The organism is Streptomyces sp. G7(2002), assembly GCF_028870195.1.
In the GTDB taxonomy this organism is placed as follows: Bacteria; Actinomycetota; Actinomycetes; order Streptomycetales; family Streptomycetaceae; genus Streptomyces; species Streptomyces nigrescens.
Genome location: NZ_CP102609.1, coordinates 182,416 through 199,486, shown reverse-complemented (window position 1 = coordinate 199,486; position 17,071 = coordinate 182,416). Strand labels below are relative to the sequence as shown.

Here is a 17,071-nt window from a genome sequence, read left to right as displayed (position 1 = left end):
ATGCACGGTGATGCTCGCGTAACACGGCGTAACGTCTGAGCGTCGGCCGAGCCGGGCGAGGCAAGGGCTGCCGGACGGTCTCGTCGAGGGCTGCCAAATACAGGCCGGCTTGCCGAGCCCGGGGTTCGGGAGGCGAGCGAGCAGGGCGGCGACACCAAGATCGACTTGGGTAGACGGAAGTCCGGAACCCTCCGCACCGCGCTCTGGCTCGTGAGAAATCGGACCTGGGCGTCTGGCCTGTCCTTGCCGATCGCCGGTGCGAGGTGTCCCGCTGCCGGGCCTGCTGAGGCATGTCCCGAGGTGAGCCGCCCGATCGCCCCGTTGCTACGGCCCGGCCCCGCATCCCAGGGGCTGCCTGACGGCCCTTCAATGAGCTCGATGAAGGGTGGCCCGCCTGTGGTGAAGACGATGCGGTAGTCCCACTCACCAAGCCGGTCGGACACAGGGTCACTCCACTCAACCCCGGCGGCACGCTGAAAGTCCTGCATCGCTCGATCGAGGTCCGGGACCACAAAGCACACATGGTAGAAGGCAGTCATCCACCGTGATCGAGCACGTCATCCCTAAGACCCAGAGGTTAAGCGACAGTTGAGTGCTGGCGTCGGAACCCTTGATCGCTGACTATCTGTGGTCGGTGAGCAGTCTGCTCACTGGTAGGTCGGGGAGAGGCCCGCGGGGCGCGGGGTGCGGCGGGGGCTATGCCGCAGCGTCCGCTCAACGCATAACCTCGTGGCGGTTGAGGGGTGGGGTGTGGAAGAGCCGGTCGTCGAATCCGTTGGGTACAGCGCTCCGTGCGAGGACTGCGGGGCGCGCCTGGAGCGTTGCGGTGTTCACAGTCTGATCGGTGGCACGTTGCGATGGGACGTGGAGTCCATGTGCAGGGCCTGCGGGCAGGCTACGGCCGACTGCGGCCAAGTCCTTCCTGCCCGGCTGAGGGGCCGGCTGCTCACCGATCACGGGCCGGCCACGTTGCACGTGACGGATCCCTCGGTGGAGCGTGTCACCCTCATGCGGGTCCTGCGCGCTGAACTCGGCATCGGTCTGACGGAGGCCAAGGCTGTCCTGGGCCAGGTGCTGGCCGGGGCCTACTCAGGAACGCTGCCTGAGGTGGAGTACCTAGCCCGCAAGCTACGTAGAGCCGGAGTCGATGCGGTAGCTACCCGCCCCTGAGGCACTGTGGGCGTCGGGGGCTTGAGCAGGTGCCGGGATCAAAGGTGCTGCCGGTCAGCGGTGTGCGGCGCACGTCGGCATAGGCGCGGACAGTGATGCCGGCCTCGCCGGCGCGTTCGTGAATGTGCTCGTGCTGACCGCTGAGGGTTGCTCGGGTACGCACTGCGCCCCATGATCGACAACATGAGTACGGAGATCGCGGTCGAGAAGACCTGGCGCCTGCTGCTGCAGCGCCACCCTGACGCATGTCGAGGCGGTAGTCCTACGTGCTGGTCAGTGGATGCGCCTGGCGTGCGTTGCCGCCGTGCTTCGGGTTATCGAAGTCGACTGTCCATCGCCGGTTTCTGATCTGGTCGCATGCCGGCGTGTGGGGACCCACGACAGCGAAGGGCTGAAGCCGATGGTCGAGGGTCACCGAACGAGACACGACCCGCACCGCAACCGGTACTTCAAGCCCCAACGCCTGCACGCCGACAAAGCGTATGACCGGTCCGACCCGCGAAAGTGGCTACGGGGAAAGCGGATCGGCGTGCGGCTCGCCCGCAAAGGCATCGAGTCCAGTGAACGGTTAGGGCGGCGTGGACGGGTGATCGAGCGCACCATGTCGTGGCTGTCTCAGTCACCACAAGCACGCCGAATGGGATATCAATGCTCGGGCTACTTCCATCAGGCGCCGGCTTGAGCACCCACACCATGGCGACTATCTGCGCCACGAGGCCAACGACCGCGCACGCCTTGCCTTACCACTGCCAAGCAGCACAGGAATAAGCCGAATTGGTCAGCAGGATGGTTGTTGGATTGTGGATACGACGAAAGCCCGGTGGCGCGAGCCGATATGGCTTGCGCCACCCGGAACCGGTCACACCTCCTGCTACCGCCGTGATGGTCGCAGCCGGGAGGCGCGGGAGGGTCAGAAGTCCAGGTCAGGGAATTCCGCCTCCAGCTCCAGCTCCGGCTCCGAATCGAGAACCGGCCGGCAGGGACCGGTGCTGGCGCGCAGAGTGATCAGCGGTTTCAGCAGGACATGCCGGGGTGACGAGGCAGGTGAGGTGAGCCGCTCCACCATCAGGTCCACGCCGATCCGGCTCATCTCCTTGGCCGGTATCTCGGCCGCGGTCAGCGGTGGGCTCACCTGCTCCGCCCAGCGGCTGGCCGCCACGCCGACGACCGAGAAGTCGCGCGGTACGCTGCGGCCGTGACGGGTCAGCCCGCGGTAGATGCCCTCCAGGGCGGCTTCGTTCATGACGACCAGGGACGTGGTGGCCGGATCGTCCTGCAAGATCCGTTCCACAACGTCCTCCCCGGCGCCGACATTGTCGCCGCTGGGGTACGCACGCGCGGTCAGTTCCATCTCCTGCATCGCCTCGGTGTAGCCCTCGTTCCCGAGCAGCGCGTACCCGTACCCGCTGTTGACGATCTGCTCCGACTTGTTGACGAAGGCGATTCTGCGGTGGCCCAGTTCGGCCAGGTGCCGAACGCATCCGTTTGCCAGGCCGGCGAAGTCGAGATCAACCCAGCCGACCCCGTCGGTTCCGCTGTTCCGGCCGATGGCGACGAAGGGGAAGGCCGCTTCCGTAAGATGCTGGATGCGGTCGTCCTCCCGGCGGACCTCCATCACGATCACTCCGTCCACGCGCCGTTCACTGACCATCCGCCGGAACGCGGGGTCCTTCCCCGACTTGCAGGGCGTGAGCAGCAGGTCATAGCCGTATGTGGTGGCGGTTTCCGCCACCCCGCCGACGAAGGCGAGCTGCACCGGTGGGTAGTCCCGGTTGGCGCCGGACGGCGGGTAGAGCAGTGCGAGCGTATGTGTCAGGTCGCGGGCCGCAGCACCACTATGGGTCTGGGCGCCGCGTCCTGTTGCCAGGTTGACTGTGCGCTCCGTCATGGTCCGTCGGCTGGGAGACGTTGTTCGGCCCAGATGGTCTTGCCGGTGGGGGTCTGGCGGGTGCCCCAGCCTTGGGTCAGCTGGGTCACCATCTGCAGTCCTCGTCCACCTTCGTCGTAGGTGCGGGCACGGCGCAGATGAGGGGAGGTACTGCTGGCGTCGGAGACCTCGCAGATCAGGGTCCGGTCCCGGATCAGCCGTAGCCCGATGGGGGCGTCCCCGTAGCGGATGGCGTTGGTGACCAGCTCGCTCACCACCAGCTCGGTGATGGACGCTGCGTCGGTGAGCCCCCAGGTCGCCAGCTGACGGGAGGCCTGCGCACGGGCATCGGCCACGATTGCGGGATCTGACGGCAGCGACCAGGCGGCGACCTGATCGGTGTGCAGGGCACGGGTGCGCGCCAGGAGCAGAGCCACGTCGTCGGCGGGGCTCTCGGGCAGCAGGGCCCTGAGGATGATGTCGCAGGTGACGTCCAGCGAGGGCTCGGCGGAAGCCAGGGCTCCACAGAGTCGTTCAAGGCCGACACCGAGATCGTGGCCGCGGGCTTCTATCAGGCCGTCGGTGTAGAGGGAGAGCAGGCTTCCCTCGGGGAGTTCCAGCTCGGTGGGCTCGAAAGGCAGGCCGCCGACTCCCAGAATCGGCCCCGGGGTGAGTGGGACCACTTGGGCCGTGCCGTCGGGGAAGAGCACGACGGGTGGGACATGGCCGGCGCTGGCCATGGTGCAGATGCGGGATACCGGGTCGTAGACCGCGTAGAGGCAGGTAGCGCCGATCTGACCGGGGTCGGGCTCGTTCCGGACGTCGCTGTCCGAGGTCAGGTGGGTGACCAGTTCGTCGAGGTGGGTGAGCAGCTCGTCCGGGGGCAGGTCGACTCCGGCGAGCGTGCGCACCGCTGTACGCAGTCGGCCCATGGCGGCCGAGGCATGGATGCCATGGCCGACCACGTCGCCGACGACCAGGGCTACGCGAGTGCCCGACAACGGGACCACGTCGAACCAGTCGCCGCCCACTTCGGCGCCCCTGCCGATCGGCAGATAGCGGTGCGCCACCTCGACGGCCGCCTGCTTGGGGAAGTGACGGGGCAGCAGACTGCGCTGGAAGGTCAGGGCATTGGCGCGTTCCCGGGAGAAACGGCCCGCGTTGTCCACACTGCCCGCCGCCCGGCTTGCGAGCTCCTCGGCGAGGAGCAGATCATCCTGCTCGTAGGGGTTCGAGCCTTCCGCGCGGGCGAAGACCACGACTCCGAGCGTCAAGCCCCGCGCTCGCAGGGGGGTAGCCATGATCGAGTGGAATCCGTGCTCCGCCGCGGTACCGGATCCCCCCACGCCGGCGGCGACCCACCGGGTGAAGTCGGGGTCGTCCGTTCCGCACAGCACCGTTCGACCGCTTGTCAGGGCACGTGCGGGGGGTGAGCGGGGAGGATAGGTGTCGGCCTCGCCGATCTCGGTGTCGGCTTCGGGAACCCCGTCGGCGGTCCGGTGCGCGACCCGGCGCAACACCACGGCGGCGTCGGCCGGCCCGGGCGGCGGTTCCTTCCCGCGGGTCACGGAGTCGAGCAGGTCCACACTGACGGAGTCGGCGAACCGCGGAACGGCCAGGTGGGCGAGTTCCTGAACCGTGCGCCTTACATTCAGGGTGGTTCCGATACGGCTGCCCGCTTCGTTCAGCAGGGCCAGGCGCTGCCGTGCGGCAACCTGCTCCGTACTGTCGAACGCCGCGGCCCCGACACCGGCCACCCGACCGGTGTCGGGGCTGCGGACGGGCCACATCTCGATGGTCCAGGCACGCCGGTGAGCGGACGGCGTAGCTGGGGCGAGGTGCTCATAGCGGCTTGGCTTGGCCTCCTCTGCGACCCGGCGGACGCATCGCAAAAACCCCTCGTCAGAGCGGCCGCCGCCCAGCAGGTCCGAGTAGGGCCAGGTGCCCGCCTCAGCCGCCTGCCCCTGTCCGGATTCGACAGCTTCGGCTTGCCCTGCGGCCGTCTGCGCCCCGTCGCCGTCGGCGGGCCTGCCTGTCATACGCCCTGCCGGCGAGGACTGCTCGCCGCCGTGCGCGACCGCGTTCCACTGCCATGAGCGTGACGTGGTGCTGTAGGTGGAGAGCGCAACGGAGGACTGGGCGAATGCCCACTCCACCATCCGTCGGTCGGACTCCGCCTCGCCCGCCCCCGCGGTGGCGGTCACGACGAACGCCTGGGTCGTTCCGTCGTCACGGAGTGTCGGATGAAGGCGCAGGGGCAGATCGACGCGGTGGCCATCCCGGTGGCGGACTGCCGCTGTGCCGCTCCACTCCCGGGCGTCGAGCAGGCAGGGCCCGGCCACCTCGGGGTATTCCCCGTTGATCAGGAGGTCCGAGACGGGGTGTCCGACAATCTCCGGGGGGCGATAGCCCAGCAGTTTCCGAGCCCCTTCACTCCACCCTGTGACCATGCCCCCCACGCTGATGATGGCCATGGGAACATGGTTCGGCCACCCAGAGTGACCAGTTTCCCCCACGGAGGTGGCCATTCTTGCTCAATTCGCCCGAGCGCCATTACTCACAGTCCCATAGTGCCTGCGCGAAATGAATCGAACAAGCTGCACTGACACTCAGGGATCGAGGCAGATCCGGTCGGAATCGTCGGCCATGGACACGAGGGACACGATCAGAACCGGCGTCGTCGGCTGTGGAGAGGGTTTGCCGGAGAGCCCTCCGCGGGACCGGCCGCTCGGAAGTGCGCACAGCCGAGTGCGGCTGTGCGACCGACGACCTGGTGACGTGGCAAGAGGCCCCCTTGTTCAGCCCGGAAACCTCACATCCAGGGTGGATCCGCGGCGTACGAAGACGGGGATGCAATCCAGTGGAGCATCAGCTGTGGTGGTCTGGCCGCCGTCCTGGACAGTTCCTGTGGCGGCGGCCTTCCAGTCGGCACCGGCCGGCAGGTAGACCTGGCGGTGCCGTTCGCCGAGTCGGGTCACCGGGGAGATCAGCAGGTCCGGGCCGCACAGGAACTGGTCCTCGACCGTCCACGCGGCCGGGTCGTCGGGAAAGCCGAAGAACAGCGGCCGGATGACCGGTGCACCGCAGTCGGCTGCGGAGACCATCTGACGGTGAAGATACGCACGAAGGTCCTGGCGTAGCCGCAGCTGCCGGGTCAGGATCCGGTAGGCATCCTGCCCGTAGGACCACAGCTCGTTGGGTCCACCGGTTCGGCCGGCAGCGAAGGCGTCCCGCGGTTCGCGGTGGCCGTGCATCCGCAGCAGCGGGCAGAAGACGGCGAACTGGAACCAGCGGATGAGCAACTCCCGGTAATCGGGGTCGTCCGGGTCGCCACCATGGAAACCGCCGATGTCGGTGGTCCACCACGGAATGCCACTCAGGCCCGCGCTCAGCCCGGCGCGCACCTGCGCCGCGAGTGCCTCGAAGGTGGCCGGGATGTCACCCGACCACAGAGCCGCCCCGTAGGCCTGGCTGCCGGACCAGGCGGACCGCACCAGGCTGACAGGAACGTCTTCGCCTTCGGCCCGCATATGCTCGAAGAATCCCCGCACATGTTCGCGCGGATACAAGTTGGCCACCGCCCGGCCGGGACCCGCCGCGTAACGCAGGTTGCCGAATTGTTCGGGGTACATCTCCGGTTCGCAGGCGTCCAGCCACCACAGCCGGAAGCCGAGATCGTAGTAGTTGCGCTTGATACGGCTCCAGATGTAGTCACGAGCCCGCTCGTCGGTGGGGTCGTAGAACACCACGGGCAGGGACTTGTCATCGACCTGACTGTCGGGGAAGACGTGCTGGAACGGCTGGCCGTGCTCCGTTCCCAGCAGCAGCCGCTCATCCCGCATGTGCGGGTAGTTCTCGCTCACGACGCTGACGGACGGCCACACGGACACCAGCGGCCGTACGCCCATACTCGCCAATTCCGCCACCATGCCGGCCGGGTCGGGCCAGTCGGCAGCATCGAAGCGCCAGTCGCCCAGATGCGGCCAGTGGAAGAAGTCCACGGCGATGACCGACAGAGGAAGACCCCGGCGTTGGTATTCGCGAGCGACGCCCAGCAGTTCCTCCTGTGTCCGGTAACGCAGGCGGGACTGCCACAGGCCCAGGGCCCATTCCGGCAGCGCGGGAGCGTGCCCGGTGGCATCGGCATAGTTGGCCATGATGCCGGCGGGAGTCGGACCGGTGGTGATCCAGTAGTCGATCTGATCGGCGGCGTCGGCGACCCACCGGGTCTGATGGGCGGCCAACTCCACACGTCCGACGGCGGGCAGGTTCCACAGCAGACCGTAGCCTCGGGAGGAGAGGGTGAAGGGGATGGTGACCTCCCCGTTGCGCTGCACCAGGTCGATCACCATGTGCTTGTGGTCGAGGCGCCCGTGGGAGTGCTGGCCCAGCCCGAAGAACTGTTCACCGTCATAGGCGGCGAAGCGCTGTTCCAGCTGATAGCGGCCCTCGCCGACCGGTGTGAACTGGCGGGGACCGGGCCAGGCGAAGTGACCGACGGACTCCCGCAGCAGCTCGGTTCCGTCCTGCGTGCGCGCGAAACGCAGGTGGCCCTGGGGAGACAGCTCTACCCGCAGCCGCCCGACAGTGAGGATCCGGCTGCCGTGGGGACCCACGCCCAACTCAGCGGCCGCGGCGGCAGGGGGCGCACTCAAGGCTCCCGGCAGGTCGTCGCGCACACGATGTCGGGCCGAGCGCACCCGGACACTGTCGGCTCCCCAGGGTTCCACCCGCAGTACGTGCTCGGCGTCACCGAACTCGAGGCAGACGGCCGGACGGGAAGAGGCGGGAGGCCGGGAGCTGGTCCCGGCTGCGTCGGACGTGGAGGCGGAGGGTGCGGGCCTTGTGCCGTCGGGCGGAGACATACTGCTCCTTTCTCACAGGGCTGTTGTACGGGTCAGTTGCGGTGCAGGGGCGCGAGTGGCGGTTCACGGCGCGGTCAGTCCGTGACCGCTTCATTGGTGAGTCCGGCAGCGATGTGCCGCTGGGCAATGGTCAGAAGCAGCGCGGCGGGTAGGGAAGCGATGACGGCGGTGGCCATTACCGCGTTCCAGGTGGTGGTATTGGTGCCGGCACCGATGTAGTCGTACAGACCCAGCGTGATCGGCTTCCACGTGGTGGTGTTGAGATTGAGCGTTGCGGCGAACAGGAAGTCGCCCCATGCGAAGAGGAACGCGAAAAGGCCTGCTGTGATCAGTGCGTTGCGGGATATGGGAAGCACGATCTGCCAGAAGATGCGTACCGCGCCTGCACCGTCCAATGCCGCTGCCTCCAGCAGGGATCGGGGGATGGCGGTCATGAAGGCCCGCAGGATGAGCACGGCGAAGGGGACGGCAAGCGTGGTGTCGGCCAGGATCAACGCCAGGGCCGAGTTGAGGATCTGGACGGAGGCGAAGATCTGGTACAGAGCGTTGGCCATGACGATGCCGGGCACGAGTTGGACGACCAGCAGCACGCTCAGTAGCGTCCTGCCGCCCGGGGAGCGCAGCTGCGCCAGCGCGTAGGCCGCCGGCGCAGCCAGGGTCAGCGTCAGGACCGTGGCGCCCGCGGCGATGATCAGGGATGCCAGCAGATGGCCCCCTTGCTGGGACAGCGCGTCCCGATAGCCGTTGAGTGTGCCGCCGAGTGGCAACCAGTGCGGTGAGGGCCGGGCCAACTGCTGATTGGTCTGGAAGGACGCGTTCACCATCCAGTACAGCGGGAACAGCATGACGGCGACGACGGCGACACCGAACGCGGATTTCGCCCAGGTGGGTACGGCCGCCCGGCTCCGTCCGCCACGGACCGTGGCGGGCCGGCTCCGAGCAGCGCGGGCGGCGGTCATGCGCGGGCTCCGGGATCAGCGCGCAGCGCGCGCAGGTACAGCAGGGCGAAGACGGCGGCCACGATGATGAGCAGATCACCCGCGGCCGCTCCGAGGCCGAACTCCGACAGCCCGCCGAAGGACAGCTGGTAGGCGTAGGTGGTGATCGTGTGGGTGGCGTTTGCCGGGCCGCCCTTGGTCATCACCCAGATCACGTCGAAGACCTTGAGCGTGTAGATCAGGCCGAGCGTCACGACGATGCCGATCACGGGTCTGATCTGGGGCAGCGTGACATAGCGGAACTGCTGCCAGTGGCCGGCGCCGTCCAGGGAAGCCGCTTCATAGAGCTCCGTCGGGATGGCCAGCAGCCCGCTGTGGAGGATCACCATGTTGAACGGCACACCGATCCAGATGTTGCAGATCAGCACTGAAGCCATCGCGGTGTTCGGGGTGTTGAGCCACGGCACCGGGTCCTGGACCAGGTGGAGGGTGAGCAGGATCTGGTTGACGACGCCGTTGCTGGTGTCGAGCAGCCACCGGAACAACGTGCCGCCGACGACCAGGGGCAAGAGCCAGGGGATCAGCATGAGCGACCGCAACAGCGGGCTGAGCGGAAACGAGCGGCGAAAGAACTCCGCGAGTCCCAGGCCGATCGTGAACTGGAAGAAGAGTGAGCCCGCAACGAAAATCACGGTGTTGACGACGGCAGTGGCAAAGGCGGGGGTGCTCAGCAGTCGGCGGTAGTTGCCGAGGCCGATGAACGGGGCGTTGCCGCTGTACAGGGAATTGATGTCGTAGTCCTGGAAGGACAGCACCACATTGCGGGCCAGAGGATAGAGGTAGAACACCGCGACGAATACGACGACCGGCACGATGAACCCGATACCGAGCCGTCTGCCGCGAGCCGCCGGAGCCACGGAGCGGTCCGGCGGCGGCCTTTTGCAGCCGGCGACCGCCGCCGAGCTCTTGGGCACTTCCGGAACCACGGCTACCTCTCCGGGAGGGCGGCCGTCGGCGTGTACCACCCACGGGTCAGCGGCCCGGTGCTCATTGCGTCGCCTGCTTCTGGGCGTCAGTCAGCGCCGCGCCGGGCGACTTGCTCCCTGACAATGCTGCCTGCACCGCGGTCCACAGCGCCTGCGAGTACTTCGGATAATCCGGCCCGACTTCCGCCGTGCGGCTCTTGGCGCTTCCGATGGTCTCCACGAATGTCTTCATCGCGGGCACAGCAGCACTGAATTCCGCGGCCACCTCCGGGTCGGACGGCACGTAATTGGTGAGCTTGGCCCACTCCAGACTGTTGCCCTTCGACACCATGCACTTGATGACCTCGGCTGCCTTGCGAGACTTGTGCCCACCGCTGCCGGCCGCCCACACCTCACCGCCGAGCGCACCGGAGGAAGTGCCCCAGGCCGGGGCGGGCACCGGCACGATACCGAAATCCTTCATGCCTGCCTTTCGTAACAGGGGCAGCTCCCAGGGACCATTGATCATCATAGCCAGCGAACCGTTTGCGAATTGCTCCCCGACATTCATCTGATTCCAGCTGAGCACGTCCTTGGGCGCAGAACCGGAGGCGACCAGGTCCTTCAGGAGACTCAGCGCCGACACGGCCTCCGGCGAATCGAGCTTCTTCAGGGAGGCACCAGCGCTGAAGAAGAAGGACTCGAACTGGAAACTGCCTTCTTCCGTGGCCGGCACGGCAAAGCCGATTCCGTGCACCTTGTCGCCCTGAGCCAGCTTCTTGGCCGCGATGCGCAACTCATCCCACGTGGCGGGCGGTTTGATGCCCGCCTTCTCAAGCATCGACGTGTTGTAGTAGAGCGCCAACTGGTTCACACCGGGCGCCACACCGTACTGCTTACCCTGGTATTTACCCGCGGCGACGATGTTTGGATACATTCCGTCGGTCTTCACACCGGCCGCGCCGAGGTCGGCGAGCGCTCCCGTGGCGGCGAGCTGCTGTAGGTCAGGATTGTCCAGGAGAATCAGGTCCGGTAGCGCCCGGCTGTTCGCCAACTGGAGCACTTTTGTGCGCAGGTCCGGCACAATCTGCCGCTTGATGGTGACCCCCGCCGGCTTGCCGCACCGAGTGAGCTGCTTGGCCAGGGCACTCCGCCCGGGTTCGGAACTGTAATAGTCCATTTCGGTGAGAGTGATCTTGCCGCTTTCGGTGGGCCTGGGCCGCGAGCCATCACCGCCGCAGGAAATCAGCAGCAGGCCGGCTGCGGTGACCGTCGCCGCCAAAGTCCCGATTAACCGGATGCGACGGCATTCAACAGAGGTGCGCATAGCGGCTCCAAGGGGAAATCGGTGCGCAGACACTGACATGCGCGACCCAGGCCTTGGCCTTCTGTCGACGCGCGGAGAGGCAGACACGGATCGGAATGCGAAAGACCGCAAGGCATTTTGCTGCATTCTCGCGAAAGGCATATGAAACTGGCTTTCCGTCAGGCCTGTGAACCGCAGACGATCACGCGATCATCCGGCTCTCCTTCAGCAAGCCGTGGATGCTTCTCAGGCCAGTGGCGGATCGCTCGATCATCGGGTGTGAAGCGCCGTCCTCGCCCGCCACGGCGAACGTGTCGGCCTCGCGCTCCTGCCCGGTCCCGGAGGCGGGGCAGGAGCGGCAGACGCAGCCGGTCTCGCCGCGCCAGGTCTCGTGAGCCGTCCTTGACCGGGGCCCGTAGTGAACGGAGAAGGTGACAACGTTTCCGTTGCTCTTGCTATGCGCTGCCGGCAGTTCTCGGAAACAGCTCAGCGCGGGGCAGGTTCGAACAGTTCGATGAGGTTGCCGGCCGGGTCTGCCAGCAGGATCTGGCGTCCACCAGGGCCCGCGATGACGTCGCTGCGGAAGGACAGCCCGGCGGCGCGCAGTTGGTCGATCTCGGTGTCGAGGTCGTCCACAATGAGATGGATGCGGTTGCGGCCCGGCGCGGTGGCGTCATCGGGCGTGGCCCTGGCGCCGGAGCTCGCCGGCCCGGACAGCAGCAGCCGCAACGGGCCGCGGACCACGTCGGCGAAGGCAGGCGCGGGGTTGGTGTGCAGAGTGAAGCCGAGGTGGGTGGTGTAGAAGTGGACCGCGGCGGCCACGTCGTCGACGATGTAGCGGACGCTGGCGAGCTCGTCGGGTGTTGTCACGGTTGGGTCTCCCGGTTCGTGGCGCGGGCGAGGACGGGCAGCAGGTGACGGACGCGGGTGCCGATCTCCGTCGTCATGCACCTGAAGGCGGGGTGGCTTGCCTGGTCGTTGCCACTGGCGGCAGCCGGGCCGCGGATGCTCCAGTGGATCAGTCGCCGCTTGTTCACGTCGAACACCTTGACATGCTGGGCCAGCAGATTGCGGGACAGCCGCACCGTAACTGCCGGCCCACACCCCGGTCCGTCGCACCGTCCCAAACGGTGCGGGCCACCGGAGCAGCCGGCAATGGCCAGGCGCAGTTTCCGTCGGCTACGTGGCCAGGTAATCGCCGTCGACCACACGGTGGTACCCGTACGGGTATGCCCGCAGCTGCCGCGTTCGGCGTCAGCTCTGTTCGATGTGCAGGTGGATGGGGCCTCGCAGGATGGGGCTGGGCCGGTAGGGCGGTGGGTCGGTGACCAGTGTGGGTCGTTCCAGGCGCCGTACGAGCGCGGTCAGTGCGGTTTGGGTCTCCAGCCGGGCCATCGGGCCGCCGAAGCACAGGTGGATGCCGCTGCCGAAGCCCAGGTGCTGGTTGTCCTGTCGGTCGGGGTTGAAGCGGTCGGGGTCGTGGAAGCGGGCCGGGTCGCGGCTGCCTGAGGCGAGCATGAGCATGATCTGCGAGCCCTTGGGGATGACGGTGTCGGCGATGGTGATGTCGCTGTATGCCGCTCGCCAGGGAATGATGTGCACGGGGGGCTCATAGCGCAGCAGTTCCTCGACGAGCGGCACGATCAGGTCCGGTTCGTCGCGTAGCCGTTGCAGAATCTGCGGGTGGCGCAGCAGGGTGAGCATGCCGTTGGTGATGAGGTTGACGGTGGTCTCGTGGCCGGCGATGAGCAGCAGGTTGGCGGTGCTGACGATTTCGTCGTCGGTCATGCGTCCCTCGGGTCCGTCGTCGTTGGCCATCCGTGCCAGGAGGTCGTCGCCGGGCCGGCCGTGGCGTTGTTCCAGCAGTCCGCCGAGGTATTGGGTCAGGTCATTCCTGGCCTGCATACCGTTGTCGAGTTTCTCCTTCGGGTCGGTCTTGGGGTTGTAGTCGAGCGAGTCGACGATGGCGTTCACCCACACGTGGAACCGTGGTTCGTCCTCGCGCGGCACACCGAGCAGGTGGCAGATCACGGTCACGGGGAACGGGTAGGCGAAGTCGTCGACGATGTCGATCCGCTCCTTGCCCGCGAAGTCGTCGATCAGGCCGTTGACGACGGCGGTCAGGTCGGGTTCCATGCCGGTCACCAGGCCCGGGGTGTGCGGGGGGCCGAAGTGGCGCATGGCCAGGCGTCGCAGGCGGTCGTGCTCGGGCGGGTCGAGGTTGATGAAGGAGGGTGTGGTGTGTGCTTCGGCCGCGGGCATGGGCCGTGACAGGTGGCGGACGTCGGAGCTCAGATGTGGGTCGTGCAGGATGCCGGTGAGTTCGCGGTAGGTGCTGATGACGTAGCTGCCGTCCTCCTGGAGGGCCACTGGTGTCTTGCGCAGTTCGGCGTAGAGCGGGTAGGGGTCGGCGCGGGAGGAGTGGTCGAGGATCCGGTGCAGGGTGTCGGGCGTGTGGGTCGTGGTCATGTCGCTTTTCCTCCTGTGTCCTCCTGCTTCCTTCCTACTGGTGGTGCTGCCACGCGGCGGTGACACGCCGCTCTCCTGGGTCGTGGCCGGTGACGACCACGGTGGCGCCCTGGGCGAGCAGCTTGGGGCTGGGGAAGTCGACGGGCACGGGTTTTGCGTCGGCGGGCTCGTCGGGTGTGGGGCAGGGGGGAGGGAAGGGCGCGGCCGTCTCGATCAACTGCCGGTAATGGTCGAGCCACTTGGCGTTGTTGAAGCTGACTGCCGCGGTGACGCGGCCCTGATAGCCGTATGCGGCGACGAAGCGGTGGTCGGGCACGGACCCCTGGGTGACGACGACCTCGTCGGCGAAGGTCGGCACACCGACGGACTTGATGTTGACGCCGAACTGGATCGACCAGAACGTCGGGATGGACAGGTGTGGCCAGCGGTCCGCCTGGGCGCTGAGCATGTTGTGCGCCGCGACTTTGGCTTGCTCCACGGCGTTGACCCAGTGTTCCAGTGAGATGAGTCGGTATTCGTAGATCGGGTTCGGGCAGCGTGCCACGTCTCCGGCGACGAAGATGTCGTCGGTGATCAGGCCGTTGAGGTCGAGGGCGCGGCAGCCCGTGTCGCAGGCGATGCCCCATGGGCCTGCCGCCAGTCCCGAGCCGCGCAGCCACTCGGTGTTGCGGATGCCGCCGAGCGCCACCACCGCCACGTCGGCATCGATGGTGGTGCCGTCGGAGAAGTGGGCGCGACGGAAGTGCCCCTGGGCGTCGCCTTCCAGCTTGGTGACTTTGACGCCGCAGCGCAGGTCGACGCCGTGGGCGCGCTGCATGTCCGCCGCGACCCCACCGATCATGGCGCCGAGTGCGCCGACCAGCGGGGCCGGTGCGAGTTCGGCGACGGTCACCGGGATGTCCCGCTCGCGGCAGATGGAGGCGATCTCGGAGCCGGTGAAGCCCGCGCCGATGATCAGTACGCGGGAGGGCCCCGCCGCCATCGCCCGCTGCAGGCTCTCGGCGTGCTCGCGGGTGCGGACGACGAACACGCCGTCCAGGGCGGCCTCGGCCTCGACGAACCAGGGCCGGGCCCGCACTCCGGTGGAGATCAGCACGCGGTCGAAGGGAACATCTCGGCCGTCGGCGAGATGTACGTGATTGGTCGCCAGGTCCAGCCCGTCGGCGGGCACGCCCAGCAGCCACTGCGCATCGATGTCACGGCGTCGCGGCAGCGTGGTGTTCCCGGCCGGCACCCACCCGGTCAGTACCTGCTTGGACAGCGGGGGCCGGTCGTAGGGCTCGCCCAGCTCGTCGCCGATCATGGTCAGCGATCCGGTGAAGCCCTCCTCGCGCAGGGCCTCCGCGGCCCGCAGTCCCGCCAGTGACGCCCCGACGATCACGATGCGGCCTTCCCGTCGGAACGCTTGCAAGGTGTCGGCGCTGCCCATCACGGCGACGCCTCCACCGGTGCATCCTGCCCCTCCAGCTGGTCGACCAGGATGGCCTGGAGCGGGCAGGCCGCCGCGGCGCGCAGCACCTGTTCGCGCTGGACGTCGTCGGGCTGCGGGTTGTACATCAGCGCTTCCTCGCCGTGCATCCGGAAAGCGTCCGGAGCCAGGAACGCGCACTGCGCATATCCCTGACACCGGGAAAGATCAACGACAACTTTCATCCCGAACTCCGTTTCAGGACTGCAAAGCTGCGGGCCCTGAGGCAGCGCCGGTACGGCGCCCGAAGCGCGAGGAACACCTTCGAAGGGGGGATTCGGCTGTTGCTCACCCCTGCGCATACGAAAGGGGGGCACCACGCACGTCAAAGGTCTCCGCAGAAAGGTCTCCGTAGAAAGAACTGAGCATCGCGAATGAGGCCCGGGCATCTGCCAAACCGCCCGGAGAACCTGACCTTGTTGTCAAAAGCGTATCCCGCACACACGCCGCCCGCACCCCGGGAAAGGGACATACGGGCGTCGGCAAACCCGGCATCCGAGGGCTGACCGAACAGGAATTCCTCAATGTCCTCAACCCGGGCGCTACCAGCAGCAACTCGACCGCGGCGCCGCCTACCTGGCGTCGATGACCGGCGAGTACGGGGCCTGCCCACCGCACCCTCGTTACCAACGCCACCCCCTTTCGTCCTGGAGGCCCAGGGCCCGCAGGGCATGTTCGAGACGTCCTGGACGATCAGCGAGGCCAGGGGTCATTGCGGATCAACGGCGGGGACGACAGTCGCCCCCGTTGCCATCGTCGAGCGGGCTTGGCGTCATCCTGGTCCTGGTGGGCCGCATGATGCCGGCCGGCAAGGGCCCGGGGCGGCTCCTAGCCCGACCGTGTGACCTGCCCTGTCGAAATGCGGCTGCGTGCGTGCCGGTTCGTCCCGCCCGAGGCGCAGGGTGCTTTCGTCTGGAGGCCTGGTATGCGACGGCTCCTGTGTCTGTCCTGGCGAGCGGCTGGCTCCAGACCTTCCTCATGCACCCCGCTCGTTTTCGGCTGACGTGCCGTCCGAAACGCCGAAGGAGAGATCGTGGTGGCAGCAAAAGTCGAGAACCGCGGGACCACGTCCACGCAGCTTCTCAGAGGCCAGAAGGCGCTGGTGACCGGCGCCAACTCGGGCATCGGCCTGGCGACCGCCGTTGCCCTGGGCCGGGCCGGAGCGGACGTCGTGGTGAACTACGTCGTCGGCGCGCGCGAGGCAGAGAATGTCGTGAAGGAGATCGAGGGCTTCGGGGTCCGCGCCTACGCCCATGAAGCCGACGTGTCCGATGAGGACCAGGTGACCGCCATGGTCGCGCGGATGGTCGAGGAGTTCGGCACCATCGACATCATGGTGGCCAACGCGGGCCTCCAGCGGGACGCGGCCGTGACGGAGATGACGCTCGCCCAGTGGCAGAAGGTCATCGACGTCAACCTGACCGGCCAGTTCCTGTGCGCGCGGGAGGCCGCCAAGGAGTTCATCCGGCGCGGCGTGGTGGAGGAGGTCTCCCGTTCGGCCGGAAAGATCATCTGTATGAGCTCGGTCCACCAGATCATCCCGTGGTCGGGCCATGTGAACTACGCGTCCTCCAAGGGCGGCGTGGGCATGCTGATGACGACCCTCGCCCAGGAGCTGGCTCCCCAGCGGATCAGGGTCAACGCGGTCGCACCCGGAGCCATCCGCACGCCGATCAACCGCGACGCCTGGTCCACGCCCGAGGCCGAGGCCGACCTGCTGCGCCTGATCCCGTACCGCCGCGTGGGCGACCCGGACGACATCGCCAACGCCGTCGTCGCCATGGCGTCCGACCTGCTCGATTACGTCGTCGGCACCACGCTCTTCGTCGACGGCGGAATGACGCTCTTCCCCGGCTTCGCCACCGGAGGCTGATCCTCGATGCAGGCCGGACTTCCGTAGCAGGCTGGGAGCGGCACTCGGCTGGTCCGTCGCCTTCGCCACCAGCTCGCGCCGTGAACGCGCCGTCACCATGCCCGAGACCGACGCGGCGGCCGCCCGGGAGTCCGGACCGAAGGAGCCTGC

General features: G+C 67.5%; 12 protein-coding genes and 2 pseudogenes. 2 read left to right on the top strand and 12 right to left on the bottom strand.

Features of this window, described 5'->3' with window-relative positions:
- Positions 1–350: 350 nt before the first annotated feature.
- A pseudogene (locus NUT86_RS40555) lies at positions 351–539 on the bottom strand (VOC family protein); the annotation flags it as partial.
- Between the two features lie 894 nt (positions 540–1,433).
- On the opposite strand from NUT86_RS40555, the pseudogene NUT86_RS00850 reads away from it, so the two are divergent.
- Positions 1,434–1,786 (top strand): annotated as a pseudogene (locus tag NUT86_RS00850) (transposase); the annotation flags it as partial.
- A gap of 294 nt (positions 1,787–2,080) precedes the next feature.
- On the opposite strand, the gene NUT86_RS00845 reads toward NUT86_RS00850, so the two are convergent.
- The 11 genes from NUT86_RS00845 to NUT86_RS00795 form a co-directional block, all read right to left on the bottom strand.
- Positions 2,081–3,058 carry a LacI family DNA-binding transcriptional regulator gene (locus NUT86_RS00845; RefSeq protein ID WP_148588237.1) on the bottom strand — a complete coding sequence of 326 codons (978 nt, stop codon included), beginning with the start codon at positions 3,056–3,058 and terminating at the stop codon, positions 2,081–2,083.
- Complete coding sequence (locus NUT86_RS00840; RefSeq protein ID WP_274732700.1) at positions 3,055–5,511, bottom strand: ATP-binding SpoIIE family protein phosphatase; 2,457 nt, start codon at positions 5,509–5,511, stop codon at positions 3,055–3,057. The genes NUT86_RS00845 and NUT86_RS00840 overlap by 4 nt, the downstream gene beginning before the upstream one ends.
- A 324-nt stretch (positions 5,512–5,835) precedes the next feature.
- A complete protein-coding gene (locus NUT86_RS00835; protein WP_274732698.1) occupies positions 5,836–7,902 on the bottom strand; it encodes a glycoside hydrolase family 31 protein in 2,067 nt (688 codons plus the stop codon).
- A gap of 74 nt (positions 7,903–7,976) precedes the next feature.
- Positions 7,977–8,861: a carbohydrate ABC transporter permease gene (locus tag NUT86_RS00830; protein ID WP_266437967.1), complete on the bottom strand. Its 885-nt coding sequence runs from the start codon at positions 8,859–8,861 to the stop codon at positions 7,977–7,979.
- Positions 8,858–9,757: a carbohydrate ABC transporter permease gene (locus NUT86_RS00825; RefSeq protein ID WP_381679043.1), complete on the bottom strand. Its 900-nt coding sequence runs from the start codon at positions 9,755–9,757 to the stop codon at positions 8,858–8,860. The genes NUT86_RS00830 and NUT86_RS00825 overlap by 4 nt, the downstream gene beginning before the upstream one ends.
- 130 nt (positions 9,758–9,887) lie before the next feature.
- On the bottom strand, positions 9,888–11,132 hold the full coding sequence (locus NUT86_RS00820) for a sugar ABC transporter substrate-binding protein (protein WP_274732693.1): 1,245 nt from the start codon (positions 11,130–11,132) through the stop codon (positions 9,888–9,890).
- Positions 11,133–11,597: 465 nt separating this feature from the next.
- Positions 11,598–11,981 carry a VOC family protein gene (locus tag NUT86_RS00815; RefSeq protein WP_159492055.1) on the bottom strand — a complete coding sequence of 128 codons (384 nt, stop codon included), beginning with the start codon at positions 11,979–11,981 and terminating at the stop codon, positions 11,598–11,600.
- Positions 11,978–12,148, bottom strand: coding sequence for a hypothetical protein (locus NUT86_RS00810; RefSeq protein ID WP_274732690.1), 171 nt, complete (start codon positions 12,146–12,148; stop codon positions 11,978–11,980). The genes NUT86_RS00815 and NUT86_RS00810 overlap by 4 nt, the downstream gene beginning before the upstream one ends.
- 217 nt (positions 12,149–12,365) lie before the next feature.
- A complete protein-coding gene (locus NUT86_RS00805) occupies positions 12,366–13,580 on the bottom strand; it encodes a cytochrome P450 (protein ID WP_266437982.1) in 1,215 nt (404 codons plus the stop codon).
- Between the two features lie 34 nt (positions 13,581–13,614).
- The gene (locus NUT86_RS00800; protein WP_274732687.1) at positions 13,615–15,009 is read right to left on the bottom strand and encodes an NAD(P)/FAD-dependent oxidoreductase; all 1,395 of its coding nucleotides are present in this window, start codon (positions 15,007–15,009) and stop codon (positions 13,615–13,617) included.
- Entirely contained in the window at positions 15,009–15,233 is a 225-nt protein-coding gene (locus NUT86_RS00795; RefSeq protein ID WP_148588245.1) for a ferredoxin, read from the bottom strand. Before NUT86_RS00795 ends, NUT86_RS00800 begins: the two co-directional genes overlap by 1 nt.
- An 851-nt stretch (positions 15,234–16,084) precedes the next feature.
- On the opposite strand from NUT86_RS00795, the gene NUT86_RS00790 reads away from it, so the two are divergent.
- Positions 16,085–16,921: an SDR family oxidoreductase gene (locus NUT86_RS00790; RefSeq protein WP_274740344.1), complete on the top strand. Its 837-nt coding sequence runs from the start codon at positions 16,085–16,087 to the stop codon at positions 16,919–16,921.
- Positions 16,922–17,071 lie beyond the last annotated feature (150 nt).

Bases quoted from the DNA above. Each gene is read 5' to 3' on its own strand.
- NUT86_RS00845 (WP_148588237.1), bottom strand. From the start codon at position 3,058: ATGACGGAGCGCACAGTCAACCTGGCAACAGGACGCGGCGCCCAGACC.
- NUT86_RS00840 (WP_274732700.1), bottom strand. From the start codon at position 5,511: ATGGCCATCATCAGCGTGGGGGGCATGGTCACAGGGTGGAGTGAAGGG.
- NUT86_RS00835 (WP_274732698.1), bottom strand. From the start codon at position 7,902: ATGTCTCCGCCCGACGGCACAAGGCCCGCACCCTCCGCCTCCACGTCC.
- NUT86_RS00830 (WP_266437967.1), bottom strand. From the start codon at position 8,861: ATGACCGCCGCCCGCGCTGCTCGGAGCCGGCCCGCCACGGTCCGTGGC.
- NUT86_RS00820 (WP_274732693.1), bottom strand. From the start codon at position 11,132: ATGCGCACCTCTGTTGAATGCCGTCGCATCCGGTTAATCGGGACTTTG.
- NUT86_RS00805 (WP_266437982.1), bottom strand. From the start codon at position 13,580: ATGACCACGACCCACACGCCCGACACCCTGCACCGGATCCTCGACCAC.
- NUT86_RS00800 (WP_274732687.1), bottom strand. From the start codon at position 15,009: ATGGGCAGCGCCGACACCTTGCAAGCGTTCCGACGGGAAGGCCGCATC.
- NUT86_RS00795 (WP_148588245.1), bottom strand. From the start codon at position 15,233: ATGAAAGTTGTCGTTGATCTTTCCCGGTGTCAGGGATATGCGCAGTGC.